The sequence below is a fragment of the Bacillus sp. SIMBA_008 genome (assembly GCF_046535495.1).
Classification (GTDB): domain Bacteria; phylum Bacillota; class Bacilli; order Bacillales; family Bacillaceae; genus Bacillus; species Bacillus subtilis.
The window spans coordinates 1-258 of record NZ_JAWRWL010000769.1 but is presented as its reverse complement, the minus strand read 5'-3'; the positions used below and the strand labels follow the sequence as shown (position 1 = coordinate 258).

Below are 258 nucleotides of genomic sequence, written 5' to 3'. Positions count from 1 at the left end.
CTCATGTTCAGGCCCGGGGCGAAGGACGGGCTCCACACCGCGCCCAAGGTCTTGGACTTGGAGGTTTCCGGAGTCAGGTTCGGGTTCGAGCCGGCGGTGAACGGAACCGGGCTCTGCTCATCCGGACCTTCCGCTTCGCCGAAGCCCTCCTTCAGCTGGCGGAACGTTGCGGCGTTGGCGATGTCCTGCGAGCAGCGGGCCAGGACTTGGGCGTTGGTCGCCGCGGCGCCGAACGAGGTATCGCAGGGGTCGGTGAAG

1 protein-coding gene is annotated in these 258 nt (G+C 67.4%); it reads right to left on the bottom strand.

All coding sequences use genetic code 11. The features are described 5' to 3' along the window. On the bottom strand, positions 1-258 hold a 258-nt coding region (locus tag SB658_RS25360), incomplete at both ends, for a hypothetical protein (protein WP_410603198.1).